Origin of the sequence: Geomonas oryzae, assembly GCF_004117875.1 — a bacterium.
Taxonomy (GTDB): domain Bacteria; phylum Desulfobacterota; class Desulfuromonadia; order Geobacterales; family Geobacteraceae; genus Geomonas; species Geomonas oryzae.
Window position 1 is genome coordinate 88,847 of sequence record NZ_RAHW01000006.1, and the last position, 24,597, is coordinate 113,443.

Consider the following 24,597-nt stretch of genomic DNA (forward strand, 5'->3'; position numbering starts at 1 on the left):
GGATGACGAAGGCCGCACCACAGAGAAGTTGCCTCGCCTGCCGTGAGACGAAGGACAAGGGCGAGCTCCTTCGCTTCGTGCTGGCCCCGGACCGCACCCTCGTGCCGGACCTGCAGAACAAGCTCCCCGGGCGCGGCGCGTACACCTGCATGAAGGGGGCGTGCCTGAAACAGGCGGCCCAGAAAAAGCAGTTCGCCCGCGGCTTCAAGGGTGAGGTGCTGGGCGCCGACGCGGACGGGCTCCTGAAGCAGGTGATCCACAAGCTCGAGGAGCGCATCGCCTCCTACGTAAGCCTCGCCAACAAGGCGGGGAAGGTGGTTTCGGGTTCGGATCAGGTACAGGAAAAGCTGAAGAAGGGTGGGGCGGGGCTTTTGTTCGTCGCCACCGATATCTCGCCCGATATCGGCGAGAAGTTCAGGGGGCTCGCGAAGCTGAAGGAAGTCCCCTGCATCTCCCTGTTCACCAAGGAGCGCCTTGGCGAACTTCTGGGAAAGGAACTCAGAAGCGTCCTGGTTGTTATGGAAAGCGGCTTCGTGGGCTCGATTGAATTGGAAATGGAAAAGTACAGGAACTTCTTTGAGGAGGAGCGTGAGTAGATGAGCAAAACCCGCGTATATGAGTTAGCGGCACAGATGGGGATCGAAAACAAGGAGCTTATGGCAAGACTTGCCGAGGCAGGCGTGCAGGTCAAAAACCATATGGCTGTCCTTGAGGATTCGGATATCAAGGCGTTATCCGCCCCCGCGCACCCCCCAGTCAAAGAAGTTTCCCAGGAAGAGGTAAGGGTGAAGCCGACCCTGATCCGCCGTCGCGCGAAGGCGGTCGAGCCTGAGGCTCAGGCGGCAGCCGAGCCGGCCGAGCCGGTCAAGGAGGAGGCGCCCCAGCCGGCACCCCCCGAGAAGGCACCGGTGGAAGAGGCGCCCAAGCGTCCGGAACCGGTTCGTGCGAGGATCATCGAGGCGGCTCCCGCTCCGAAGCCTGCTGCGGTGAAGCCCGAGGCTCCGGCCCCCCAGGCTCCGGTCGTCAAGGAAGAGAAACCGGTGGCCGCCGCACCTGCCGCGCCCGCGGCACCGGAAAAGCCGGCCGTCGAGGCCCCGAAGGCGGAGGCGCCTGCTGCCCCCGCACCCGAGGCTCCGAAAGCAGAGCCTGCCAAGGTCGAAGCCCCGAAGGCCCCAGCCGCGGAAGCACCGGTTGCCGCCAAGGCACCCGAGGCACCCGCCGCCAAGGCGGTGGAGCCCGAACCGGACAAGCCGACGGCAACCCGCGCGAGGATCCTCGGCCGCGTCGAGATCCCGATTCCGACCCAGCGTCCGGCCGAGCGCCGCGAGTACCAGCGCCCCGCGCAGGGTGAGCGTCCGGGGCAGCGTCCCGGCATGCCGCGCGGCGTGGAGCGCCCCGGTACCGAGCGTCCGGCACCGCGTCCCGGTGCGGGTCGTCCCGGCGAGCGTCCCCCCATGGGTGCGCGCCCCGACCGTCCGGCACCCTTGACCCCGGTAGAGCCGCCGCCGATGCTGGACGATCGCGGCCGCAAGGGGAGGAAACCCGCCCCGGCAGGCGGCACCGCCGATTACGGCAAGAACGGCAAGAAGGGCGGCGCCCCCGCAGGCAAGGGGAAGAAAGAGAGCTTCAAGGACCTTCTGGACAAACGCGAGCGGGTTTTCGAGCCCGGGCCGCGCTCCAAGGGTAAGAAAGGGAAGTACACCGAGAAGGTCCAGATCGGCAAGAAGACCGAGATCACGGTACCGAAGGCGATCAAGAGGATCATCAAGATCAGCGAGTCCATCACCGTGGGCGAGCTGGCCAAGCGCATGGGGATCAAGGCGACCGACCTGATCCGCGCCCTGATGAAGCTAGGCGTCATGGCGACCATCAACCACCCGCTCGACTTCGACACCGCGACCCTTCTCGCCACCGATTTCGGCTACGAGATCGAGAACGTGGCGCTCGACGTGGACGAACTGCTCGAGGCGGAGCCGGATGCGCCGGAAGCGATGCAGAAGCGTCCGCCGGTCGTCACCATCATGGGCCACGTCGACCACGGCAAGACCTCGCTTCTCGACGCCATCCGCCAGGCCAACGTAATCGCCGGCGAGGCAGGCGGCATCACCCAGCACATCGGCGCTTACGACGTGGAGTTGAAGGGGCAGAAGATCACCTTCCTCGACACCCCGGGCCACGAGGCGTTCACCGCGATGCGCGCAAGGGGCGCCAAGGTCACGGACATCGTCATCCTGGTGGTTGCTGCGGACGACGGCGTCATGCCGCAGACCCGCGAGGCGGTCAACCACTCGAAGGCTGCGGGCGTTCCGATCATCGTCGCCATCAACAAGATCGACAAGCCTGAGGCGAACCCGAGCAAGGTGAAGCAGGAACTGATGGAATTCGGCCTCGTCTCCGAGGAGTGGGGCGGCGAGACCATCTTCGTGGAAGTATCCGCGAAGAAGCACATCAACCTCGAGTCGCTGCTCGAGATGGTTCTTCTGCAGGCCGACGTCCTCGAGCTCAAAGCCAACCCGGACAAGACCGCACGCGGCACCGTGGTCGAGGCCAAGCTGGACAAGGGGCGCGGCCCGGTCGCGACCGTCCTTGTTCAGGAGGGTACTCTGAAGGCGGGCGACTACTTCGTGGCCGGCATCCACTTCGGCCGCGTGCGCGCCATGCAGAACGACCGCGGCGAAAAGGTCAACGCGGCAGGCCCCGCCATGCCGGTCGAGGTCATCGGCTTCAACGGCGTGCCTGATGCGGGCGACATCTTCGTCGCCATGAACGACGAGAAACAGGCCAAGGAGATCGCAAACCACCGCCAGATGAAGCTGCGCGAGTCCGAACTGGCCAAGCACAGCAAGCTCTCCCTGGAGCAGCTCTACGAGAAGATCCAGAAGGGCGAGGTCAAGGACCTCAACACCATCGTCAAGGGCGACGTGCAGGGCTCCGTCGAGGCGGTCGCCGAGTCCCTCAGGAAGCTCACCACCGACGCCATCCGTCTCAACGTGCTGCACGCCTCCGTCGGCGCCATCACCGAGACCGACGTCAACCTGGCCAGCGCCTCCAACGCCATCATCCTCGGCTTCAACGTCCGTCCGGAGGTCAAGGCAGCGGCACTCGCCGAGAAGGAAGGGGTCGACGTCAGGCTGTACAACATCATCTACGACGCGGTGGACGACATCAAGAAGGCGATGGAAGGCCTCCTCGAGCCGACCTTCAAGGAGAAGTACCTGGGTCGCGCCGAGATCCGCGAGGTCTTCTCGGTGCCCAAGGCCGGCATGGTCGCGGGTTCCTACGTCACCGACGGCAAGATCATCAGGAACGCACAGGTACGCCTTTTGCGCGACAACGTGGTGGTCTTCGAAGGCAAACTCGGCAGCCTGCGCCGCTTCAAAGACGACGTGAAAGAAGTCGCCACCGGCTACGAGTGCGGTATGTCGCTTGAGAACTACAACGACATCAAGGTCGGCGACATCTTCGAGTGCTTCGAGATGGAGAAGGTAGCCGGCAAGCTGTAGAGGAAGAAAAACGGGGAGAGCGGCGTCCCGCGTCCGGCATCCCGGCCGCGGAAGGCCCTCTCCCCTTATTGTTTCTCGTTAGCGATGGTCTCACACTAGTCCCCCCTCTCCCTCCGGGAGAGGGTGCCCGGAGGGCGCGTGAGGGCGTTGCCTCGAAGTGAGAAGTTGCCGCTGCCGATGCCCTCACCCTAGCCCTCTCCCAGAGGGAGAGGGGATGCGGATGTTGTGCAGCGGAAGATGGTAAAGATAGGCAGGGCGAATGATTTATTTGCCCCTACGGGTGTGTGGTCCATGGCAATGGCACCTCCCACACTGACAAGAGAGAAAGATCATGGTAAAGCGTTCCGACAAGGTTGCCGAAGAGATCCACAAGATCATCTCGGAACTCCTGATAAAGGGTCTCAAGGACCCCCGCATAGGCTTTCTGACCATCACCGGTGTCAAGGTCACTCCCGACCTGAGACAAGCCACCGTCTACTTCACAGTGCACGGCGACGATGCGGCCAAGAAGAACAGCGAGGCGGGCCTCAACTCCGCCAAGGGCTACATCCGTAAAGAGATCGGCCAGGCCCTCAAGTTGCGTTTCACCCCCGAGGTGACCTTCAAGTACGACACCTCGTTAGATTACGGCCAGCATATCGAATCGATTCTGAAGGAGATTGGGGCTACGGATGACGGCGACAACAGCTGAGATTAAGCGGATAGTTGCGGAGATCGACCAGGCGGCGAGTTTTCTGATCACGAGCCACGAGAGTCCCGACCCGGACGCGGTCGGCTCCTCCCTGGCCCTGGCCAACTATCTGACCGCGCGCGGCAAGGACGTCACCGTCTATCTCTGCGATCCGGTCCCGGACAACTGCGCCTTCCTCCCGATGGCTGAGCAGGTGTACGGCGAGATGCCGGAGCGCGACTTCGACGTCTGCTTCGTGCTCGATGTGGGCGAATTCCGCCGCGCCGGCAGGGCGGTCACCGAGAACAAGAGGATCGGCCGTTTCATCAACGTCGACCACCACCTGGGGTGCGAGAACTTCGGCGTTTGCAACCTGATCGACCCGAAGGCGAGCGCCACCGCGGCCCTCATCTACCGGATCATCAGGGCGGCGGGGGACGAGGTGGACTATCCCACCGCACTCTGCATCTACACCGCCATCCTTTCCGATACCGGCAGCTTCCACTACTCGAACTCCGACCCCGAGTCCTTCGCCATCGCAGGCGAGATGATCGGCAAAGGGGTGAACGCCTGGAGCGTGAACGAGAACCTCTACGAGAGCGAGCCGCTGCAGAGGATCGCGCTTTTAGCCCTAGCCCTCTCCGATCTGACCGTCTCCCCTACCGGCGAGTACGCCTCGGTCACCGTCACCCTCGACATGTACGGCAAGACCGGCGCGACCGCCCAGGACACCGACCGTTTCATCAACTACCCCCGCTCCATCAAGGGGGTGCAGGTGGCGCTCTTCTTCCGCCAGGTCGAGGAGGGGCTCTTCAAGGTCGGTTTCAGGAGCAAGGGGAAGGTCGATGTCTCGGCGGTATCCGCCTCTTTCGGCGGCGGCGGGCACCACAACGCCGCAGGATGCATGGTTCGGGGCACGCTCGCGGAGGTCAAGGCGCAGGTCTTTGACCGGCTGGAGCAGATGCGCTGATGCTGAACGGCTTTTTCGTGATCGACAAGCCGGCCGGTGTCACCTCCCATGACATCGTGTCGAAGGTCCGCCGTGCCATCAACCAGAAGAAGGTGGGGCACACCGGGACCCTCGACCCCTTCGCGACCGGCGTTCTGCCCGTGGCGGTGGGGGAGGGGACCAAGGCGATCCAGTTCCTCGACGAGTCCGAGAAGGAGTACCGTGCGGTCTTGAGGCTCGGCATCGCCACCGACACCCAGGATCTCACCGGTGAGGTGATCGCGCAACGGGAGTGGTCGCACCTCTCGCCCGCGGACCTGGAAGGGGTCGTGCCGCGCTTTCTAGGTCTCCAGAAGCAGCTCCCGCCCATGTTCTCCGCCATCAAGCAGGGTGGCGTGCCGCTTTACAAGCTGGCCCGAAAGGGTATCGAGGTGGAGCGCGAGGAGCGCGAGGTGGAGATCCACTCGCTCACCTTCGAATGGATCCGTCTCCCCGAGGCCTGCTTCACGGTGCGCTGCTCGCGCGGCACCTACGTCAGGACACTTGCCTGCGACATCGGCGAGGCGCTCGGATGCGGCGCACACCTGCTGGAGCTCAGGCGCACGAAAAGCGGCCTGTTCAAAGAGGCGGACGCCATCACCATCGAGGCGCTCGCCGCTGCGGCCGACCAGCAGGCGCTTCTCTTGCCCCTGGACCGGGCGCTCGATCACCTGAGGAGCTTGCAGCTCACCGAAGAGGGGGGGCGCAAGGTCGGTAACGGCGTGGTGCCGCGGGAGTGCGAGTTCGTCCAGGCGCCGGGGCCGTTTCAGGACGGCGAACAGGTGCGACTCTATCTTGGTGAGCGTTTCCTGGCAGTGGCCAGCCACGACCGGCTCAAAGGGCTGCGTCTCATGCGTGTATTCAATTAGTATTCCTTCTTTACACGTACCTGCTTTTGTGGTAAGAGTTGAAGGTCTTGATCTATGCCGTGGCCTCGAGGCTGCGGGAAGGCATAAAAGCACAAAATAAAAGCACTAACAATTAAGATGGGAAGGGGGTGTAACCACATGCTGCAAACGGAAAAGAAGCAGGAAATCATCACAGCTCATAAGCTGCACGATTCCGACACGGGTTCGCCGGAAGTGCAGATTGCAATTCTTTCGGAGCGTATCACCTATCTGACTGAGCACTTCAAGACTCACAAGAAGGATCATCACAGCCGTCGCGGTCTGCTGAAGATCGTCGGTCAGAGAAGGGGTCTGCTTGACTACCTGAAGAAGAAGGATGTAGAGCGCTACAAGGCGATCATCGCCAAGCTCGGCATCAGAAGGTAAAAAAAGGCAGTATACCTCAACGGGTATATTGCCTTTCCTCTTTCATCATGTAAGGGCCTTAGTGCCCTTTTTCTTGTTGGGGGCGTGGATAAAACCGCCCTGCGGCGCGTACTTGTGTCCGCATGACGATTTTCTCGGCGGCCCCAACACCAACCGAAGCACCAATAATGGAGGCCGTAACAATGGTACATTCCGTACAGGCAGAATGCTGTGGCAAGACAATCACCATCGAAACAGGAAAGATCGCGAAGCAGGCTAGCGGCGCGGTCATGATCAAAAGCGGCGACACCATGGTCCTCGTGACCGCCGTCGCCATGAAATCCGCCAAGGAAGGGCAGGGCTTCTTCCCGCTCACCGTCAACTACCAGGAGAAGGCTTACGCAGGGGGCCGCATCCCCGGCTCGTTCTTCAAGCGCGAGGGGCGTCCCTCCGACAACGAAACCCTCACCTCCCGTCTCATCGACCGTCCGATCCGTCCGCTCTTCCCGGAAGGGTTCCTGAACGACACCCAGGTCATGGCTACCGTGGTTTCCGCTGACAAGGACCACGATCCGGGCATCCTCTCCATGATCGGCGCTTCCGCAGCCCTCATGGTCTCCGACGTTCCCTTCGCCGGCCCGATCGCAGGCGTCAAGGTGGCTCGCGTCGACGGCCAGTTCATCGCCAACCCGACCGCCGAGCAGGAAGAGAAGAGCGACATGGAGATCGTCATCGCCGCTTCCAAGGACGCCATCCTGATGGTGGAAGGTAGCGCTTCCGAGGTTTCCGAGAACGACCTCCTCGAGGCGATCTTCTTCGGCAAGGAAGCGGTCCAGGGGATCCTCGCCGCCCAGGAAGAGCTGGTTGCCAAGGTGCAGCCGGTCAAGCGCGACATCCCGGCCCCGGTGGTCAACGAGGCGCTCAAGGCGCGCGTCGACGCACTCGCCAAGGAAGAGATGAAAGCAGCGGTACGCATCAAGGCCAAGGGCGAGCGTCACGACGCCATCGACGCCATCGCCGAGAAGACCGTGGCGGCTCTCGCCGAGGAGTTCGAAGGGTCCGAGAAAGAGGTTAAGGCGTTCATCGAGGACCTCGAGTACAACCTGGTGCGTGAGCACATCATCAAGGACGGCTCCAGGATCGACGGCCGCGACACCAAGACCATCCGCAACATCGCAACCGAGGTCGGCTTCCTGCCGCGCGCACACGGCTCCGCCCTGTTCACCCGCGGCGAGACCCAGTCCATCGTGGCCGCAACGCTCGGCACCTCGGTCGACGAGCAGCGCATCGACTCGCTCTACGGCGATTCCCGCAAGAAGTTCATGCTGCACTACAACTTCCCGCCGTACTCCGTCGGCGAGACCAGCTTCCGCCTCGCTCCGGGCCGCCGCGAAATCGGCCACGGCATGCTGGCCGAGCGCGCCCTGCAGCAGGTGCTTCCGAAGCACGATGACTTCCCCTACACCATCCGTATCGTCTCCGACATCACCGAGAGCAACGGCTCCTCCTCGATGGCCACCGTCTGCGGCGGCTCCCTGTCCATGATGGACGCAGGTATCCCGATCAAGGCGCCGGTTGCCGGTATCGCCATGGGCCTCATCAAGGAAGGCGACGAGTACGCCATCCTCTCCGACATCCTGGGCGACGAAGACCACCTGGGCGACATGGACTTCAAAGTGGCCGGTACCGCCGACGGCGTCACCGCGCTGCAGATGGACATCAAGATCGGCGGCGTCACCCGCGAGATCATGGGCGCCGCCCTGGCACAGGCGAAAGCCGGCCGCGTGCACATCCTGGGCGAGATGGCCAAGTCCCTCTCCTCCGCGCGTGCCGACCTCTCCGCCTTCGCTCCGCGCATCACCACCATCTGGGTCAAGGTCGACAAGATCCGCGACGTCATCGGCAGTGGCGGCAAGAACATCAGGAGCGTCACCGAGGCGACCGGCGTCGCCATCGACATCGAGGACACCGGCAAGATCAACATCGCTTCCAACAACAAGGAAGCCTGCGACCTCGCCATCAAGATGATCCGCAACCTCACCGCCGAGGCTGAGGAAGGCAAACTCTACATGGGCACCGTGAAGAAGATCATGGAATTCGGCGCGTTCGTCGAGATCTTCCCGGGAACCGACGGTCTGGTGCACGTCTCCGAACTCGACACCGAGCGCGTGAAGAACGTGAGCGACATCCTCAAAGAAGGGGACAAGGTGCTGGTGAAGTGCATCGGCATCGACAAACAGGGCAAGATCAAGCTCTCCCGTAAAGAGGCTCTGGGCCAGACCTTCACCGAATAACATCTCTCATGTGAGAGCTGGAAATTTTCGGCTTTCCCGGTATAGTTCTAGCCATGATTAAAAAGACCACCCTAAATAACGGGATACGCGTCATTACCGAGCGTATCCCGTACGCAAACTCCGTCTCCATAGGAATCTGGGTCGCCAACGGCTCCCGCCACGAACGGCGGGAGTCGAACGGCGTCGCCCACTTCATCGAGCATCTCCTCTTTAAAGGCACCGAACGCCGCTCCTCATTGGACATCGCCCGCGAGATCGACTCGGTTGGCGGCGTGCTGAACGCCTTCACCAGCCGCGAGTACGTCTGCTACTACGCCAAGGTGCTGGACAAGTTCCTCCCGCGTGCCGTTGATCTTTTGACCGACATCTTCCTCCATTCCGTCTTCGACGACGAAGAGATCGAGAAGGAGCGCCGCGTGGTGCTCCAGGAGATCAACATGATGGAGGACACCCCGGACGACCTGATCCACGACCTCTTCCACCAGCACTTCTGGAAGGGGCACCCGCTGGGGATGTCGATCCTGGGCGATGCCGAGAGCGTAACCGGGCTTTCCCGCGACGCCATCATCGCCTACAAGGACAAGATGTACCGTGCCGACGACATCATCGTCACCGCGGCCGGCAACGTCAATCACGACAAGCTCACCGTGCTTTTAGAGGAATTTTTAAACGGCGTCGAGCCGGGGCACGGCAGGAGCGAGTCGGTACCCCCGGTGTACGAGCGTCGTATCGAGCTGGTCGAGAAGGACCTGGAGCAGATCCACGTCTGCCTCGGCCTCAAGGGGGTGCAGCAAAGCCACCCGCAGCGCTACGATGCCTTCATCATGAACGCCATCCTGGGGGGCTCCATGAGCTCGCGCCTCTTCCAGGAGGTGCGCGAGAAGAGCGGGCTTGCCTACTCCGTCTACTCTTACATCGCCTCCCACGCCGATGCCGGTTCGCTCGTCGTTTACGCCGGTGCGAGCCCGGAAAACGCGAAGGAGCTTCTCGAGATCATGCTGCGTGAGATCGGCCGCTTCAAACGCGAGCCGGTCCCCATGGAGCAGCTCGAGGGGGCGCGCGAGCAGTTGAAGGGCAACCTGCTCCTGTCGCTTGAATCGAGCGACAACCGCATGTCGCGCCTGGCGAAAAACGAGATCTACTTCGGCACGCCGCTGCCTCTGTCAGAAATCATGGAAGGGTTCGACCGCGTCACCTCCGAGAGCATCCAGGAACTCGCCCAAGAGATTCTGGACAACTCCGCGCTGACCCTGGTCATGCTGGGCCGGGTCGGTTCTCCCTCCTTTACCGACTCCGATATCAACGTCTGATGAAAACCATACCCATCCGGATAAAACGCCTGCGGTCGACCTCGCTACCCTCTTACATGACCGAGCAGGCGGCGGGTGTCGATCTGCATGCCGCGCTCGATGAGGATTTCGTGCTGCACCCGGGCGAGCGTGCCCTGGTCCCGACGGGCATAGCCATCGAGATCCCGCCCGGCATCGAGGCGCAGGTGAGACCCAGAAGCGGCCTGGCGCTCAGGCACGGCATCGCGCTGGTGAACTCGCCGGGCACCATCGACGCGGACTACCGCGGCGAGATCGGGGTCATCGTGATCAACCACGGCAACGAGCCTTTCGCCATCAAGCACGGCGAGCGCATCGCGCAGATGGTCTTCGCCCGCTGCGAGCGCGCCGAGTTCATCGAGGTGGACGAACTGGGCGATACCGCCCGCGGCGCCGGCGGGTTCGGGCATACGGGAAGGTAGATCCATCGCCATTCGTCCTTACGGAAGTTAACCCGCTTGCCGGCCTCTTCTGCCGGTCGGCCGCGTCACCCATTCTTGAACTACCTACGGGGGCACGCTTATGAAAGATCCTCGCGTCAGACAATTCGCCGAAGTGCTGGTCAACTATTCGGCCCGCGTCCAGCCGGGCGACGTGGTGCTCATTTCCTGCGCAGGCCTCGAAGGCGCGCCGCTCGTGAAGGAGCTCTACGCCCTCTGCCTCGAGAAAGGGGCCAAGTACGTCGAGTACGAGTTCAGCGTCCCCGAGATCGGGCGCCACTTCTACAACATAGCCAACGCCGACCAGCTCTCATTCTTCCCGCAGCACAAGCTCGACTTCATGAAACAGGTCGACGTCTACTTCGGTCTTTCCGCCGCCGACAACTCCATGGTGAACGCCAAGGCGAACCAGGCCAGCATGATCGCCTGGTCCAAGGTGGTGCGCCCGATCATCGACCAGCGCGTCAAGGGGACCCGCTGGGTGGTGACGCGCTACCCGACGCACGGCGCGGCCCAGGAAGCGCGCATGAGCCTCGAGGAGTACGAGGATTACCTCTTCGCCGCCTGCTGCATGGACTGGGAGGAGGAGTCGAGGAAGCAGGACGCGCTCAAAGCATGCGTCGATGCCGCCGACCGGGTGCGCATCAAGGCCTCGGACACCGATCTCACCTTCAGCATCAAGGGGCTTCCCGGGATCAAGTGCGACGGGCGGCTGAACATCCCGGACGGCGAGGTGTTCACCGCGCCGGTGCGCGATTCGGTGGAGGGTTACATCACCTACAACTGCCCGACCGTCTACCAGGGGAAGGAGTTCAACAACGTCCGCCTCGAGTTCGAAAAGGGGCGCATCGTAAGAGCGACCGCTCCCGGCATGGACGCGGAGCTGAACCGCATCCTCGACACCGACGAGGGGGCGCGCTACGTGGGCGAGTTCGCCATCGGCGTCAACCCGAACATCCGCGTGCCGATGCGCAACATCCTCTTCGACGAGAAGATCTTCGGCTCGATCCACTTCACCCCCGGCCAGGCCTACGACGAGTGCGACAACGGCAACCGCTCCGCGGTGCACTGGGACATGGTGAAGATCCTTGCCGGCGACGGTGAGCTTTGGTTCGACGACATCCTGATCCAGAAGGAGGGCCGTTTCGTGCACGAGCCGCTTCTGGGACTGAATCCCGAGGAATAGCCATGCTGCTCGAGATCAACCCTGACAACCCCCAGCCACGACTCATCGCCAAGGTCGTCGAGATCCTGAAAAACGGCGGCGTAGTCGCCTATCCGACCGACACCACCTACGGCATCGGCTGCAGCATCTTCAGCAAGAAGGGGATCGAGCGGATCTACCAGATCAAGCAGCGCGACAAGAAGAAACCCTTTTCCTTCATTTGTTCCGACATGGCCGAGATCTCCCGTTACGCGCGCGTCTCGAACTACGCCTTCAAGCAGCTGCGTCGTCTGCTCCCCGGCGCATACACCTTCGTCCTCGAGGCGAACTCGGTGGTTCCCGATCTCGTGCAGACCAAGCAGAGGACGGTCGGCATCCGCATGCCGGACAACGCGATCTGCCTGGCCATCGTGAGGGAGTTGGGCGCCCCCATCGTCACCACGAGCGCCAACCTCTCCGGCGAGGAGCCGATCGGCAACCCGTGGGAAGTCGAGCACGAGCTGGGAAAACAGCTCGACCTGGTGGTGGACGGCGGCGATCTCACCGCCGACGTGAGCTCCGTCGTCAGCCTGATCGGAGACAGCCCCGAAGTGCTCCGCAAAGGGGTGGGCGACGTGAGCTGGTGCGAGTAGATGCGTAAAACTACCGTGCGTCGCGGCATAAAAGCGATCAACGCGGGGCTCATCGCCCTGATCGCCGCCACCTTCTTCCATGGCGAAATCGCCGCCCTCTTAATGCTGGGGCTTACCGGCGAGGCGCGTCTTACCTTCTTCGGTTTCTTCATGGCGGGGATGCTGGGCGGCTTCGGCGTCCTGGTCGCCGCCCTCGGGCTCGTGCAAGGGAGCGCGGCGGAGTCCCGTGCCCGTCTGCTCCCAAGCTTCATGCTCCTTTTCTCGCTGGTCGTCCTCTTCTTCGTCCTCACCTACACCTGGATCACCACACCCGCGCCTCCCCCCCTCCAGCGTGGCGAAAGCATAACCATATAGAGCAAACCCCGATACAGGTGCGCATCCCGGCTGAGAAAGGCTTTTCTTAGCCTGTTTTTCTTTCCCGTTCATGATATATTGCAACCGATAAAAATAATTAAAAGGGAGGGTGGCATGTTTCGTCTCACCATTCACACTGCGTTTGCCGCAGCCCACAATCTGATCAACTACCAGGGGGACTGCGAGAACCTGCACGGCCACAACTGGAAGGTGGAGGTCTCCATCACCACCGACGAGCTCGACAAGGCCGGTCTCGGCATCGACTTCAAGATCCTCAAGAAGGAAACCAACAACCTCTTGAAGACGCTCGATCACAAGTACCTGAACGAACTGGCCCCTTTCGCCGATATCTCCCCGTCGTCCGAGAATATCGCCCGCTACCTGTACCATGAGCTGACCAAGATCTTCGGTTCGGACAAGGTGAAGGTCGACATGGTCACGGTATGGGAGTCGGACTACGCAGCTGCGAGCTACTATGAGTAAGCTGCAGGCTCCCCTGGTAGAATGCTTCTCCTCCATTCAGGGGGAAGGGGTGCTGGTTGGCCTGCGCCAGGTCTTTCTCCGCTTTGCCGGCTGCAACCTGAACTGCAGCTTCTGCGATACCCCGGGGATGTCCGCCGTGCCCGAGGAGTGCCTCCTGGAGCTCACCCCCGGGCGTCGCGACTTTCTGAAGGTGCCGAACCCGGTCACCCTGGAACGGGTCGCGACCCTTCTCGAGAGCTGGGGTGCTGCCTGGCCGGGCATCCACCATTCGATCAGCATCACCGGCGGCGAACCGCTTCTTTACGGCTCCCTGCTCGAGGAGTGGCTTCCCGAACTAAGAAAACTCCTCCCCATCTACCTGGAGACCAACGGTACCCTTCCCGAGGCCTTGGCACCGCTCATCCCGCACCTGGACAGCATAGGGATGGACATCAAGCTCCCTTCCGCCTCGGGGTGCCCCGAACTGTGGGACCAGCACCACGCCTTCCTGGAACTGGCGGCGATGAAGGAGGTCTTCGTCAAGATCGTCGTCGATCAGAGCACCGAGGAGTGGGAGATCCGTCGCTCTTGCGCCATGATCGATGCGGTGGACCCCGCCATACCGCTCATCCTGCAGCCTTTGACGCGGAAGGATGGGACCATCGGCATCACCGCGCAGCGGGCGCTCGAGCTCCAGGAACTCTGCTCTTCCCTGAAGGAGGTCCGCGTCATCCCGCAGACCCACAAGTTCATGGGGCAGCTGTAGTTCCGTTTCCTGGCCGGCAGACAGGAATCGAATAGGGGCGCCTTTCCGGGCGCCCCTTTCCTTTTTACGGCCCGGCCGATATAATGAGTGGCTGTTGCTTCCCAGGAGGTTCCCGCTTTGCCGAAACCAGCCAAAGTAGACGAGATGAACGCGGTACTCGAAGAGCTCTCCAGTCAACACCTGAAGGGGAAGGTGAGGGCGCTCCGCCTGAGCCTCATGGCCCTTTTGACCGGCGGCCACATCCTCCTCGAGGACATCCCCGGGCTCGGCAAGACCACCATGGCCCTCGCCTTCGCCGGCGCGCTCGGCCTTTCCTTCGGGCGTGTCCAGTGCACCAGTGATCTCCTCCCCTCCGACATCACCGGCCTCTCCGTCTTCGACCGCACCGAGGGGCGCTTCAACTTCATCAAGGGACCCATCTTCAACAACATCGTCCTCATCGACGAGGTGAACCGCGCCATGCCGAAGACCCAGAGCGCCCTTCTCGAGGCGATGGAGGAGCGGCGCGTCACCGTCGAGGGGGTGACCTATCGGCTCCCCGAGCCGTTCATGGTGCTCGCCACCCAGAACCCGGTCGAGCAGGTGGGGACCTATCCTCTCCCCGAATCGCAGATGGACCGCTTCCTCATCCGCACCGGCATCGGCTACCCTCCGGAGGAGGTCGAGAAGGGGATTCTCAGGCAGGGGAGCATCAGGGACGAGATCCTCCACATCCCGCCCCTGTTGCAGCACGACGACCTCGTCGAGGCGATCCGGGCCGTGAGGGAACAGGTCTACGTGGGCGAGAAGGTGACCGACTACATCTACGCCATCATCAAGGCGACCCGGACCCACCCGCTGGTCCAGACCGGGCTCTCCACCCGCGGCGGCATCGGCTTGGTGGACGTCGCCAAGGCCGCAGCCTACCTGCACGGCCGGGACTTCGTCGCACCCGAGGACGTTCGCGACGTGGTGCATGCGGTCTGCCCGCACCGCTTGATCTTCCGCCCGGAGCACGAAGGGGTGGACAAGGAGCACGTATTAAACGCGATACTGAAAGAAATACCCCTCCCTCTCACATAAGGCTCACCAAGGGGGGCGGGCTTTACGTCGCCTCCACGCTGCTTCTAGGCGTCTCCGCGGTCAACACCGGCAACAACCTCCTCTTCCTCGTCGTCGCCGCGATGCTCTCCTTCATGGCGGTAACCGGGGTGCTGGGGTGGATGAACATCCGCGGCATCGCCCTCAGCGTGCGGTTGCCGGACGAGGTCTATGCCGGCACCGAGACGCTCCTGCCGGTAGTCGCGGAAAACAACAAGCGCTTCCTCCCTTCCTTCCTGATCAGGGTGACCCTGATGGGGAACTCCACGAGCTTCACCCTCCTCGAACGTAACCGTCCGCAGAGCGCAGCGCTGCTTCTCTCCTTCCGCGAGCGCGGTCCCCTGCAGCTTCCCGACGCCACGGTGAGTTCACCGTTTCCGGTCAATTTCTTCGTGCGCGCCGCGGCGGTCCGTCTGCCGGTTGAAGGAACCGTCTTTCCGGCACCGCGCCCAGTACCGGTCCCGGCGTCGGGTGGGAAGCCCGACGCGGGGGAGGCGGTTTCCGCTGCAGCGTCCGGCTACGACGGCGAGCTTGCCAAGATCTCGGACTACCGCGGCGGCGAGCCGCTGAAGCTCATCCATTGGCGCCTTTCCGCCAAGCACGAGGTGTTCAAGGTGAAGGAGCTCACCGCGACCGCGGCGGAGCCGCTGGTCATCGAACTCGACGCGGTGCCGGGGCGCGACCTGGAAGAGCGCCTCTCCTGCGGCGCCTTCCTCGTGAACCGGCTGGCGCGGGGGGGGCGGCCGGTCGGACTTAAGCTCGGGGAGCGCGTCGTCCCCCCGGGCACCACCCGGTCACACCGGCTCAAACTGCTCACGGAGCTTGCCCTATATGGTAAGGGTTGATCTTTTTCTCAGCGGGCTCACCGCCTGCATCGCGCTTCTCGGGTACCTCCCACTGCTGGCGCACCTGGGGCTCTTCGCACGGGTTTTCTTTCCCGCCGCACTGCTCGCAGGGGGGTACCTGTACTACAGTGGACGCTCGCTGCCGGGGCGGGTGCTCACCCCGTTATCGATACTCCTCTTCCTCTACTTCGCCTCCGGTTTCAGCATAAGCCGGCTCGTCCCGGTCACCGCGGACCTCCTCGTCGTCTTCCTCGGGGTGAGGCTTCTCGGGGAGCGCAGCGGCCGCCATTACCTGCAGGCGTTCGCGCTCTCCCTCTTCTGCCTCGCCGCTTCCTCGCTCTTCGAGATGTCGGCGCTCTTTCTCGTCTACCTCTTTGCCCTGCTGCTCCTTCTTGCCGTGGCGCTGGTGCTCCTCACCTTCCACGCCCAGGACGAGGCGATCCTCCTCACCCGCCACGAGGCGAGGAAGGTGGTGACGGTGGCGCTTCTCATGCCGGTGGTCGCGCTGCCGCTGCTTCTTTTCTTCTTCTTCATCCTCCCGAGGACGCAGTACCCGCTCTGGAACTTCCTGAAGACTCCGGCGGAGAAGCGGATCGGGTTCTCCGATACGGTGAAGCCGGGGAGCGCCCCCGCGGTCAGCGCGGTGAAGGGGGTGGTGCTGCGGGCCGTCGCACCGAAAGTCCCGGAGCAAAAGCTTTACTGGCGCGGCGTGGTGCTGAACTCCTTCAAAAACGACGCCTGGGTCAGGAAGGGGGTCCCCGGGGAAATCGACAGCGTCCCGGCCGGTGAACGGGTGACGCAGGAGATCTATCCCGAGCGGTCACAAAGCACCTATCTCCCCGCGCTGAACGTCGGGCGCACCGTCTCGGGGCTGCGCAACGAGGCCTCGACCGACGGCGTGTTCGTCGCCAGGCGTCCCCTGGACCAGAAGGTGAAGTACCTGGCCGAGTCGGCGCTGAGCGACGTCATCCAGGTTCGGGGTCTGGACCGTGCCTTCTACCTCGAGCTTCCCGGCAACATATCGCAGAGGATGCGGGACAAAGGGCGGGAGGCGGCGCAAAAAGGGGGTAGCACCGCGCAGCGCATGCGCTTTCTGGAGGATTTCTTCCGGGGGCAGCGGCTCACTTACGCCAACAGCGGCATGGCCGTAGGGGATGACCCGCTCGACTCCTTCCTTTTCGACAAGAAACGGGGCAACTGCGAGTATTTCGCCTCGAGTTATGCGATCCTGCTGCGCCTGGCCGGGGTCCCGTCACGTCTCGTCGGCGGTTACCGCGGCGGGATCTACAACGACATCGGGGGGTACTACCTGGTCACCGAGGATATGGCGCACGTCTGGGTCGAGGCGTACGAGGATGGGGTGGGGTGGCGCTTCGTCGACCCGAGCGCGTGGGCGCTGGGGGCGGTGCGCGGCACGCAGGCCGCAGGGTTCGCCAAATACGTAGATATGGCCGGCTTCTATTGGGACAAGGCGGTGGTCACCTACGACCTGGAAAAACAGATCGCCTTGGTGCGCGAGGCGGGGAGCAGGGCGCGCAACCTGCGCCTTCCCGAGAAAAGCGGCAAGGGGCTCCTCGTCGTCATGCTCGCCGTAGTGCCGCTTGCCCTCCTGGCGGCCTGGATAAGGCGCCGTCCACCCAGCGTGGAGGCCCGCCTTTTGCGGCGCATGCTCCGCGCGGCGGCCAAGCGTCATCCGGGCGCGCTGCAGGAAGGAGAGGGGCTCTTCGAGCTCGCCGCACGTCTTGACGACCCGCACCTTAAGCGCTTCGTCTCCATCTACGGAGCAGCCGTCTACCGCGACCGCTCCCTGAGCCGGGAAGAGGTGGCGCAGTTGGAGGAAATCATCCGGCTTGCATCCCAGCATCTTCCTTGACACAACGGGCACTTTGCTTTAGTTTTAGGTTTCCAATTTTCAGGCGGTACGAGGCGTTAACTTGGCTTCCAAAAAAGACAAAATTCTGGAGAGCGCACAAAAGTTCGTGCTCAAGGGGCAGATCGACAAGGCCATCAAGGACTACCAGCAGGTGGTCGCCATGGAGCCCAACGACATCAGGTATCGGCAGCGTCTGGCCGAGCTCCTGGTGCGCGACAACCGCAAGGAAGAAGCGATACAGCAGTACGAGGACATCGGCAAGCATTACGCCGACAACTGCTACTACCTGAAGGCGATCGCCATCTACAAGCAGATCCAGCGGCTCAATCCCGGCAACATTCCAACCGCACTCAACATCGCCTGGCTCAACCACCAGCAGGGGCTCATCGGCAACGCCTTGGCCGAATACGGCCAGGTTGCCGCCCAATATGAGAAGGAAAACCTCCCGAAGGAGGCGCTCAAGGTAGTTGAGAAGATGCTGGAGGTCGATCAGGAACACGCCGCCACCCGTCTCAAGTACGCCGAGCTCCTCCATGTAACCGGGGCCGACGAACAGGCCCGGCAGGCTTACCAGGATCTGGCCGCAGCGCTCAGCGCGAAGGGACTGCGCGACGAGGCCGCTTCGGTTTCGGCGCGCCTCAACGAGCTCTTCCCGGAGCAGCTGGAAGCGCAACCGGCAAGCATCACCGCCGAACCGTTGTTGGAGGCGTCTCTGCCGACGGAGCCGTTCGGGGGTGGAGAGAGTATCGCAGCTGTCGCGGCACAGCCTGCCGCCGCGTGGGAAATCCAGGAGCCGGCCGACGCGCCGGAGCTTCCCGAGTGGGAGAGCGCGGAGACCGAGCTCCCCGACCCCTTTGCACCGGCTGCGGCCGTGCCTGAGGAGGTTGTTCCCGCCCCCGTCGAGGCGCCGTCCCCATGGGAGGCAGCGCCCGCACCCGAGGCAGCCGCAACGGAGAGCGCCTGGGAGGAGGAGATCGAGCTCGATCTGGACGATGACCTCTTCGAAGCGCCCGAGGAAACCGCGCCTGCCGCGCCCCCGGTCCTGAGCGTACCCGAGCCCGAACCGGTTGAAGAGCCTGAGGCTGCGGTGACCGAGCTCGAGCTCCCCATGGAATTACCAACGGAGTTCGACTTCGAGGAGGCGGTTGAGTCGGTCGAGGAGCCGGAGGCGGAAGTGCAAACCGCGGTCGAACTCGACTTCGAAGAGGAAGAGTCGCTGGAGCTCACTTTGCCGCAGGAAGCGTCACCCTTCGGAGACTTCGAGTGGGAAAGCGAACCGGAAGAGTTGGCGGAGGTGGAGCCGTTGCTTCCGGAAGAGGCCGAGCCGGTTGAGGCTGAGCCGCTCGAGGCAACGTGGCTGGAGGAGCCGGAAGTGTTCTCCGGAGAGTCGGTCGAGTCGCACGGTTGGGAGGAGATCTATCCCGAGGCGGCGGCAGGCGACGGTGCCGAGATCGACCTCATGGAGCTGGAAAGTCACTACGACCTGGGGATCGGCTACAAGGAGATGGGGATGTACGCGGGGGCCATAAAGGAACTGGAGATCGCCGCCGCGAACCCGCAGCGCCGTTTCGCCTGCCTGACCCTGCAGGCCATCTGTTACCGGGAAAAAGGAGAGCCGGACCGCGCGGAGGATCTGCTGCGGCGCGGCCTCGCTCTGGGCGTGATCTCGAGGGACGAGCGCATCGCCCTCAACTACGAGCTTGCGGTGCTTTTCGAGGGGACCGGCAGGGTGGACGAGGCTATCGTGTTCTACCGCGAGGTGGTGCGGGGCAACCCCGCCTACCAGGACGCCTCGGACCGGCTTTTCGCCCTCTCCGGCGAGGAACCTCTCGACATCATCGATCTGGAACTGGAAGAGTAGTCGGCTACCAGGACATGAGGTTCAGGGGCGGGACCAGCCGGATCGGCGCCATGAAGACGTCTGCGGTGTAGCTTTCGGGGACCGGCGGGAGCGGGCCGGCGCTTTCCAGCATCTTCTGCACCGCCCGGTCGTACACGATGTTGCCGGAACTGATCATGATGTTGCTGCCCAGGATCCGGCCGCTCCTGTCGATCATCAGGTTCACCACGATCGTCTTAACCTTGTCGTCCTTCTGCTCGAGCCACCACCTCTCGTTCACCCCCTGCAGGACGTTCTGGTAGTACTCCTTGATGTCGGGACGCAGAGAATCGCCGTCGCTGAGCGCCTTGAAGAACCCCTTGGTAAGCCCCATCCCGAACGAGCTTTTCGTCTCCTCCACCGCGGCCTGCGCCGGGGTAGGCGGGGCGGGGGGCGCCACCTGCTGCGCCGCCTGCGGAAGCTCGCGTGCGGGCGGCGTTTCCGGAAGCGGTTCGGCTTCTTCGTCGGACTTCAAAGGCTGCGGGATCGGTTCAGGTTGCGGCTTTACCGCCGGGGCGGCGGGTGCGGGGATGGATTTGAGATCCACGTAGGTTACGGCGGGGCGCGGCGGTGCTCCCCCGCCACCGCCGGGAAGACCGATGAGGACGACGGCCAGGACCGTGTGCAGAAACAGCGATGCGGCAAGCCCGAGGACGAACTGCTTGTTCGGCCTTAGCGTGTACTCCCCTTCCTCGAGCGGATCCAGTGCATCTTCCATGGTGACGGCACGTCCTTCTCCCCCGGGAGGGGGCTTTTTGCGTTTTGCGTCCGTCATGTATAACAAATTAGCCGCGTCGCTGGCAACCAAAGAAAGCCGTTTACGTCAAAAGCAAAGGGGCCCCGGCCGTATCCACTCCTCCCCTCTCCCACCGGGAGAGGGTGCCCGGAGGGCGGGTGAGGGCGTTGCTTCGAAGTGTGAAATTGCTGCCGCCGACGCCCTCACCCTGGCCCTCTCCCGGAGGGAGAGGGGCGGTGGACGTTATGTAGCGGAAAGTCATGGCCCATCAGGAACGCGAAAGGGACCCCGCAGGGTCCCTTTGACGTTCAAGTTGAATTTTCCGCAGAGCTACATGCTCTGAGCGTCCACCACGGCGATGGCCGCCATGTTGACGATGGTCGCGACGTCGTCCCCTCTTTGCAGCACGTGCACCGGTTTCTTCATCCCCATGAGGAGAGGCCCGATCGCCTCGGCACCTCCCAGGCGATGCAGGAGCTTGTAACAGATGTTCCCCGAGTTGAGGTCGGGGAAGATGAGGATGTTGGCGGCGCCCGTGAGGGTGGAGAAGGTGTAGTTGGACAAAAGCTCCGGCGTCACCGCGGTGTCCGCCTGCATTTCACCGTCGATCTCGAGCCCGGGGTCGCGATCCTTCACGATCTCGACGGCGCGCTTCACCTTCTGGGTGAGGGCGTGGTGCACCGAGCCGAAGTTCGCGAAGGAGAGCATGGCGATGCGCGGCACGATGTCGAGAAGCCTCACCTTCTCTGCGGCGAGCAGCGCCGTCTCGGCCAGTTCCTCCGCGGTCGGCTCGATCTCCACCGTGGTGTCCGCCATGAAATAGATCCCCTTCTTGAAGACCATCATGTACATGCCGTGCACCCCGGAGAGCTGCGGCTGCCTCCCGATCACCTCCAGCGCGGGCCTTATGGTGTCCGGGTAGTGGGTGTCGATGCCTCCTAATAGGGCGTCGGCGTCCCCCATGTGCACCATCATGGAGCCGAAGTGGTTGCGCGACTTGCGGCGCACGATGCGCTGCGCCTCGGAGAGGGTGATCCCCTTTCTTTGCCTCAGGCGGTAAAGCTCCTGCGCGTAGGTCTCGGTGAGCTCGCTCTCCTCCGGGTCGACGATGGGGACGGAGAGCTCCAGCCCGAGTTCCGCGATCTTCGCCTCGACCTTCATCCGGTTGCCGATCAGGATCGGTTTGGCGATACCCTCCTCGACGAGGTGGTGGGCTGCCTTCAGGATCTTCTCGTGGTCTCCCTCGGGGAAGACGATCCTCCTCGGATCGCACTTCGCCTTGTTGATGATGGCGCGCATGGTCTCCTTGGCGCGCCCCTGCAGGGTCTCCAGCCACTCGACGTAGCGGTCCATGTCCTCGATCGGGGTGCGCGCGACGCCGCTCTCCATGGCGGCTCTCGCGACGGCCGGGGCGACGCGCAGAAGCGCCCTCGGATCGAAGGGCTTCGGGATGATGTAGTTGCGCCCGAAGGAGAAACTCTCGTTGCCGTAAGCGCGGCAGACCGAGTCGGGACACTCCTCGCGGGCAAGTTCCGCGAGGGCCTGGACCGCCGCCTTCTTCATCTCCTCGTTGATGGTGCTCGCGCGCACGTCCAGGGCGCCGCGGAAGATGAAGGGGAAGCCGAGGACGTTGTTCACCTGGTTCGGGTAATCGCTTCTGCCGGTGGCCATGATGACGTCGGAGCGGACCGAGAGCGCCTCCTCCGGGGTGATCTCCGGGTCGGGGTTCGCCATCGCCATGATGATCGGGTCCTTCGCCATGCCGCGCACCATCTGCGGGGTGACCGCCCCCTTGGCGGAGACCCCGATGAAGACGTCCGCCCCCAGCATAGCCTCCTCCAGGGTCCGCAGTTCCGTGTCGAGCGCGAGACGCTCCTTGTAAGGGTTCATCCCCTCTGCTCTCCCCTGGTAGATAACCCCCTTGGTGTCGCACATGCAGAGATTCTCCGGGAGGGCCCCGAGCGAGAGGGCGAGGTTCGCGCAGGCGATGCCGGCGGCTCCGGCGCCGTTCACCACGATTCTGACCTTCCCGATCTTCTTCCCCACGAGATGCAGCGCGTTGATGAGCGCCGCGGAGCAGATGATCGCCGTGCCGTGCTGGTCGTCGTGGAAGACCGGGATGTTCATGGTCTTCTTCAGTTCCTCCTCGATGTAGAAACATTCCGGCGCCTTGATGTCCTCGAGGTTGATGCCGCCGAAGGTGGGCTCCAGGAGCTGCACCACCTTGATCACGTCGTCGGGGTGCTCGCTCTTCACCTCCAGGTCGAAAACGTCCACGTCAGCGAAACGCTTGAAGAGGACCCCTTTCCCCTCCATGACCGGCTTGCCCGCCAGGGCGCCGATGTTGCCGAGGCCCAGTACCGCGGTGCCGTTTGAGACCACCGCCACCAGGTTTCCCTTGGCGGTGTAGAGGTAGGCGTCCGACGGTTCTTCCTGAATGGCGAGACAGGGTTCGGCGACCCCGGGGGTGTACGCGAGCGAGAGGTCCAGCGAGGTGAGACAGGGCTTTGAGGAAACGACTTCGATCTTACCCCTGCGACCCGCGGCATGGTATTGCAGTGCGTCAGTCTTCTTCGTCATGGTATCCTCCTCGGTCAGGATGGTGAGGGTGATCTTTGTAGACTGGAAAAAGCTGCCTAAGCGGTGATTCTTTAACAGAAGATGCGGCGACTGAAATGGATGTTGTGGTGGGGCTGCGAAATTATAGCATGACACGTCCGGTGTACAATGACCGCGCGGGCGACGAGAACCAATGCCGGACACCCTCAAGTTTCAGCTCGTCTTCTTGCAATGTCATGGCGGGGTTGTAAATTGAGAGAGTTTGGTTATAATCAGCCGGCTTTTGACAGGAGATCCGGCAGGAGGAGTCATGGACAGGCTTTTTGCGCCATGGAGGGTTGAGTACCTGACGCAGCCGCCGTCGACGGGCTGCATTTTCTGCGCGCAGGGGGACGACAGGGAGCTCCTTGTCGTGCACCGCACCCCGCTCGGCCGCGTGATGCTGAACCGTTACCCTTACAGCAACGGCCACCTGCTGGTATCGCTCAACCGGCACACGGCGGAGCTGAACGACCTGACCGGCGAGGAGATGCAGGAACTCCTCACGACGGTGGCGCTCTGCAAGGACGTGCTGATTAAGGCGAGCAAGCCGGACGGCTTCAACATCGGGCTGAACCTCGGCAAGGCCGCCGGGGCCGGCGTCGAGGATCATCTGCACATGCACGTGGTGCCGCGCTGGAACGGCGACAGCAATTTCATGTCCGTGCTCGCCGACGTCCGGGTGCTCCCGGAGTCGCTCTGGGCAACCTACGACCGGCTGAAGCCGTTTTTCGAGGGGGCGCGTTGAAGCAAAAAGGGTGCATCGGCATCGACATCGGGGGGACCAACCTGCGCCTGGCGCTGGTCGACCAGGAGGGACGCGTGCTCGCGAGGAGCGAAGAGGCGACCCTTCCCGCGGCCGGGCTCCCTTTCCTCCTCTCAAGGCTCGAGTTCGCGCTCGAAGGGCTCAGGGGGACGGCCCGCTCGGCGGGGATGGACGTAGTCGCGGTAGGCGCAGGGGTGCCCGGACTCGTAGGGAGGGACGGCGTGGTGCGCGCCAGCGTCAACATCCCCGCGCTCGAGGGGGTGCGGCTCGGGGAGGAGATCGAGAAAGCGGTGGGGCTGCCGGTGCTCCTCGTGAACGACGCCAATGCCTGCGCCGTGGCCGAGCACCGCTTCGGTGCGGGGCGCGGCTGCTCTTCGCTCCTCGTCGTCACCCTCGGCACCGGCATCGGCGCTGGACTCATCCTGGACGGAAGGCTATGGGTTGGAGCCGACGGCGCCGCGGGGGAGCTCGGACACGTCCCGGTCGAGCCGCTCGGGCGTCCCTGCGGCTGCGGAGCGCGCGGCTGTCTCGAACAGTACGCCTCGGCGACCGCCATATCCGGAGGCAGCGGTGACGCGGAAGCGGTCGCCGCGATGGCAAGGGGAGGGGATGCCGGGGCACTCACCCTTTTCGCGGAGGCGGGACGCTATCTCGGCATCGCGGCGGCGGGGGTGGTGAACCTCTTGAACCTCGAGGCGGTGGTCCTGGCGGGAGGCGTTTCGGGAAGCTTCGAACTTTTGGAGCCGTCCCTGCGACGGGAGCTTGCCGCCCGCAGCATTGCCGTCCCCGGCTCCCGCGTCCGCATCCTCAAAGGGAGCCTCGGCAACGACGCCGGCGTCCTTGGTGCCGCGGCCCTGGCCTGCAGCTCCCTTCCGCTGTAGTTCCCGAAGACTCCTCTCATTATTCAGACTACCTTTAGATAAAGATATGCTATAGTTACCGCTGCCCCGCAGGCCGGGGGACAC

23 protein-coding genes are annotated in these 24,597 nt (G+C 63.3%); 20 read left to right on the forward strand and 3 right to left on the reverse strand.

All coding sequences use genetic code 11. From position 1 onward, the window contains the following. The first annotated feature begins 2 nt into the window (after positions 1-2). From D6Z24_RS15455 to D6Z24_RS15525, 15 genes are all read left to right on the forward strand, one after another. Positions 3-596 (forward strand): DUF448 domain-containing protein, encoded by a 594-nt coding sequence (locus D6Z24_RS15455; RefSeq protein ID WP_129127505.1) that lies wholly within the window; start codon positions 3-5, stop codon positions 594-596. Further along, complete coding sequence (gene infB, locus D6Z24_RS15460) at positions 597-3,503, forward strand: translation initiation factor IF-2 (protein WP_129127506.1); 2,907 nt, start codon at positions 597-599, stop codon at positions 3,501-3,503. Positions 3,504-3,834: 331 nt separating this feature from the next. Continuing rightward, the gene (locus D6Z24_RS15465; RefSeq protein WP_129127507.1) at positions 3,835-4,194 is read left to right on the forward strand and encodes a ribosome-binding factor A; all 360 of its coding nucleotides are present in this window, start codon (positions 3,835-3,837) and stop codon (positions 4,192-4,194) included. After that, on the forward strand, positions 4,175-5,143 hold the full coding sequence (locus D6Z24_RS15470; RefSeq protein ID WP_129127508.1) for a DHH family phosphoesterase: 969 nt from the start codon (positions 4,175-4,177) through the stop codon (positions 5,141-5,143). The genes D6Z24_RS15465 and D6Z24_RS15470 overlap by 20 nt, the downstream gene beginning before the upstream one ends. 2 nt (positions 5,144-5,145) lie before the next feature. Beyond that, positions 5,146-6,030, forward strand: a complete 885-nt coding sequence (gene truB, locus D6Z24_RS15475) for a tRNA pseudouridine(55) synthase TruB (protein ID WP_198419576.1) — start codon at positions 5,146-5,148, stop codon at positions 6,028-6,030. Between the two features lie 138 nt (positions 6,031-6,168). Then, positions 6,169-6,435 (forward strand): 30S ribosomal protein S15, encoded by a 267-nt coding sequence (gene rpsO, locus D6Z24_RS15480; protein ID WP_129127510.1) that lies wholly within the window; start codon positions 6,169-6,171, stop codon positions 6,433-6,435. 182 nt (positions 6,436-6,617) lie between these two features. Then, positions 6,618-8,708 carry a polyribonucleotide nucleotidyltransferase gene (gene pnp / locus D6Z24_RS15485; protein WP_129127511.1) on the forward strand — a complete coding sequence of 697 codons (2,091 nt, stop codon included), beginning with the start codon at positions 6,618-6,620 and terminating at the stop codon, positions 8,706-8,708. 53 nt (positions 8,709-8,761) lie between these two features. Further along, entirely contained in the window at positions 8,762-10,018 is a 1,257-nt protein-coding gene (locus D6Z24_RS15490) for a M16 family metallopeptidase (RefSeq protein ID WP_129127512.1), read from the forward strand. Beyond that, on the forward strand, positions 10,018-10,458 hold the full coding sequence (gene dut / locus D6Z24_RS15495; RefSeq protein ID WP_129127513.1) for a dUTP diphosphatase: 441 nt from the start codon (positions 10,018-10,020) through the stop codon (positions 10,456-10,458). The genes D6Z24_RS15490 and dut overlap by 1 nt, the downstream gene beginning before the upstream one ends. Before the next feature lie 100 nt (positions 10,459-10,558). Beyond that, positions 10,559-11,662, forward strand: coding sequence for an aminopeptidase (locus tag D6Z24_RS15500; RefSeq protein WP_129127514.1), 1,104 nt, complete (start codon positions 10,559-10,561; stop codon positions 11,660-11,662). Positions 11,663-11,664: 2 nt separating this feature from the next. Next, the gene (locus D6Z24_RS15505; protein ID WP_129127515.1) at positions 11,665-12,273 is read left to right on the forward strand and encodes an L-threonylcarbamoyladenylate synthase; all 609 of its coding nucleotides are present in this window, start codon (positions 11,665-11,667) and stop codon (positions 12,271-12,273) included. After that, the gene (locus tag D6Z24_RS15510; protein WP_129127516.1) at positions 12,274-12,627 is read left to right on the forward strand and encodes a hypothetical protein; all 354 of its coding nucleotides are present in this window, start codon (positions 12,274-12,276) and stop codon (positions 12,625-12,627) included. Positions 12,628-12,741: 114 nt separating this feature from the next. Beyond that, positions 12,742-13,110, forward strand: coding sequence for a 6-carboxytetrahydropterin synthase QueD (queD, locus tag D6Z24_RS15515; RefSeq protein WP_129127517.1), 369 nt, complete (start codon positions 12,742-12,744; stop codon positions 13,108-13,110). After that, positions 13,103-13,855 carry a 7-carboxy-7-deazaguanine synthase QueE gene (locus D6Z24_RS15520; protein ID WP_129127518.1) on the forward strand — a complete coding sequence of 251 codons (753 nt, stop codon included), beginning with the start codon at positions 13,103-13,105 and terminating at the stop codon, positions 13,853-13,855. Before queD ends, D6Z24_RS15520 begins: the two co-directional genes overlap by 8 nt. Positions 13,856-13,999: 144 nt before the next feature. Beyond that, the gene (locus tag D6Z24_RS15525) at positions 14,000-14,917 is read left to right on the forward strand and encodes an AAA family ATPase (RefSeq protein WP_129127781.1); all 918 of its coding nucleotides are present in this window, start codon (positions 14,000-14,002) and stop codon (positions 14,915-14,917) included. Positions 14,918-14,939: 22 nt separating this feature from the next. Here the strand turns inward: D6Z24_RS15525 and D6Z24_RS21955 are convergent, their stop codons facing one another. Then, the gene (locus tag D6Z24_RS21955) at positions 14,940-15,065 is read right to left on the reverse strand and encodes a hypothetical protein (RefSeq protein WP_281275039.1); all 126 of its coding nucleotides are present in this window, start codon (positions 15,063-15,065) and stop codon (positions 14,940-14,942) included. Between D6Z24_RS21955 and D6Z24_RS15530 the strand changes: the two genes are divergently transcribed. The 3 genes from D6Z24_RS15530 to D6Z24_RS15540 all read left to right on the forward strand — a co-directional run bounded on the left by D6Z24_RS15530 (position 15,058) and on the right by D6Z24_RS15540 (position 19,514). Continuing rightward, on the forward strand, positions 15,058-15,780 hold the full coding sequence (locus D6Z24_RS15530; RefSeq protein WP_246014689.1) for a DUF58 domain-containing protein: 723 nt from the start codon (positions 15,058-15,060) through the stop codon (positions 15,778-15,780). The genes D6Z24_RS21955 and D6Z24_RS15530 overlap by 8 nt on opposite strands. Continuing rightward, positions 15,767-17,653 (forward strand): transglutaminase family protein, encoded by a 1,887-nt coding sequence (locus D6Z24_RS15535; RefSeq protein WP_129127520.1) that lies wholly within the window; start codon positions 15,767-15,769, stop codon positions 17,651-17,653. Before D6Z24_RS15530 ends, D6Z24_RS15535 begins: the two co-directional genes overlap by 14 nt. A 61-nt stretch (positions 17,654-17,714) precedes the next feature. Beyond that, a complete protein-coding gene (locus D6Z24_RS15540) occupies positions 17,715-19,514 on the forward strand; it encodes a tetratricopeptide repeat protein (protein WP_129127521.1) in 1,800 nt (599 codons plus the stop codon). A gap of 4 nt (positions 19,515-19,518) precedes the next feature. On the opposite strand, the gene D6Z24_RS15545 is transcribed toward D6Z24_RS15540, so the two are convergent. Both D6Z24_RS15545 and D6Z24_RS15550 read right to left on the reverse strand, forming a co-directional pair. Next, positions 19,519-20,250, reverse strand: a complete 732-nt coding sequence (locus D6Z24_RS15545; RefSeq protein ID WP_129127522.1) for an energy transducer TonB — start codon at positions 20,248-20,250, stop codon at positions 19,519-19,521. 348 nt (positions 20,251-20,598) lie between these two features. After that, the gene (locus D6Z24_RS15550) at positions 20,599-22,848 is read right to left on the reverse strand and encodes an NADP-dependent malic enzyme (protein WP_129127523.1); all 2,250 of its coding nucleotides are present in this window, start codon (positions 22,846-22,848) and stop codon (positions 20,599-20,601) included. Between the two features lie 289 nt (positions 22,849-23,137). Between D6Z24_RS15550 and D6Z24_RS15555 the strand changes: the two genes are divergently transcribed. Together D6Z24_RS15555 and D6Z24_RS15560 are read left to right on the forward strand one after the other, a co-directional pair. Further along, entirely contained in the window at positions 23,138-23,614 is a 477-nt protein-coding gene (locus D6Z24_RS15555; protein ID WP_129127524.1) for an HIT family protein, read from the forward strand. Further along, on the forward strand, positions 23,611-24,513 hold the full coding sequence (locus D6Z24_RS15560; RefSeq protein ID WP_129127525.1) for an ROK family protein: 903 nt from the start codon (positions 23,611-23,613) through the stop codon (positions 24,511-24,513). The genes D6Z24_RS15555 and D6Z24_RS15560 overlap by 4 nt, the downstream gene beginning before the upstream one ends. Positions 24,514-24,597 lie beyond the last annotated feature (84 nt).

Bases quoted from the DNA above. Each gene is read 5' to 3' on its own strand.
- D6Z24_RS15455 (WP_129127505.1), top strand. From the start codon at position 3: ATGACGAAGGCCGCACCACAGAGAAGTTGCCTCGCCTGCCGTGAGACG.
- infB (WP_129127506.1), top strand. From the start codon at position 597: ATGAGCAAAACCCGCGTATATGAGTTAGCGGCACAGATGGGGATCGAA.
- D6Z24_RS15465 (WP_129127507.1), top strand. From the start codon at position 3,835: ATGGTAAAGCGTTCCGACAAGGTTGCCGAAGAGATCCACAAGATCATC.
- D6Z24_RS15470 (WP_129127508.1), top strand. From the start codon at position 4,175: ATGACGGCGACAACAGCTGAGATTAAGCGGATAGTTGCGGAGATCGAC.
- rpsO (WP_129127510.1), top strand. From the start codon at position 6,169: ATGCTGCAAACGGAAAAGAAGCAGGAAATCATCACAGCTCATAAGCTG.
- pnp (WP_129127511.1), top strand. From the start codon at position 6,618: ATGGTACATTCCGTACAGGCAGAATGCTGTGGCAAGACAATCACCATC.
- D6Z24_RS15490 (WP_129127512.1), top strand. From the start codon at position 8,762: ATGATTAAAAAGACCACCCTAAATAACGGGATACGCGTCATTACCGAG.
- dut (WP_129127513.1), top strand. From the start codon at position 10,018: ATGAAAACCATACCCATCCGGATAAAACGCCTGCGGTCGACCTCGCTA.
- D6Z24_RS15500 (WP_129127514.1), top strand. From the start codon at position 10,559: ATGAAAGATCCTCGCGTCAGACAATTCGCCGAAGTGCTGGTCAACTAT.
- D6Z24_RS15505 (WP_129127515.1), top strand. From the start codon at position 11,665: ATGCTGCTCGAGATCAACCCTGACAACCCCCAGCCACGACTCATCGCC.
- D6Z24_RS15510 (WP_129127516.1), top strand. From the start codon at position 12,274: ATGCGTAAAACTACCGTGCGTCGCGGCATAAAAGCGATCAACGCGGGG.
- queD (WP_129127517.1), top strand. From the start codon at position 12,742: ATGTTTCGTCTCACCATTCACACTGCGTTTGCCGCAGCCCACAATCTG.
- D6Z24_RS15520 (WP_129127518.1), top strand. From the start codon at position 13,103: ATGAGTAAGCTGCAGGCTCCCCTGGTAGAATGCTTCTCCTCCATTCAG.
- D6Z24_RS15525 (WP_129127781.1), top strand. From the start codon at position 14,000: ATGAACGCGGTACTCGAAGAGCTCTCCAGTCAACACCTGAAGGGGAAG.
- D6Z24_RS15530 (WP_246014689.1), top strand. From the start codon at position 15,058: ATGAACATCCGCGGCATCGCCCTCAGCGTGCGGTTGCCGGACGAGGTC.
- D6Z24_RS21955 (WP_281275039.1), bottom strand. From the start codon at position 15,065: ATGTTCATCCACCCCAGCACCCCGGTTACCGCCATGAAGGAGAGCATC.
- D6Z24_RS15535 (WP_129127520.1), top strand. From the start codon at position 15,767: ATGGTAAGGGTTGATCTTTTTCTCAGCGGGCTCACCGCCTGCATCGCG.
- D6Z24_RS15545 (WP_129127522.1), bottom strand. From the start codon at position 20,250: ATGGAAGATGCACTGGATCCGCTCGAGGAAGGGGAGTACACGCTAAGG.
- D6Z24_RS15550 (WP_129127523.1), bottom strand. From the start codon at position 22,848: ATGACGAAGAAGACTGACGCACTGCAATACCATGCCGCGGGTCGCAGG.
- D6Z24_RS15555 (WP_129127524.1), top strand. From the start codon at position 23,138: ATGGACAGGCTTTTTGCGCCATGGAGGGTTGAGTACCTGACGCAGCCG.